Raw genomic sequence first — 209 nt, forward strand, 5'->3', positions numbered from 1 at the left:
GAACCAGCGACAGCTTGTTATGAAACAGCAACATTTAATACTACATCATGTATGTGGGAAGTAACAGGGTCTCAACCGGCAGAACCAGCGACGGCTTGTTATGAAACAGCAACATTTAATACCACATCATGTATGTGGGAAGTAACTGGGTCTCAACCGGCTGAACCAGCGACAGCTTGTTATGAAACAGCGACTTTTAACACTACATC

1 protein-coding gene is annotated in these 209 nt (G+C 44.0%); it reads left to right on the plus strand.

Annotated elements, in window-relative coordinates:
• Nucleotides 1–209: hypothetical protein (locus Q0842_RS16325; RefSeq protein ID WP_298500587.1), on the plus strand; the 209-nt coding region annotated here is incomplete at both ends.

The organism is uncultured Algibacter sp. (genome assembly GCF_947495675.1).
In the GTDB taxonomy this organism is placed as follows: domain Bacteria; phylum Bacteroidota; class Bacteroidia; order Flavobacteriales; family Flavobacteriaceae; genus Algibacter_B.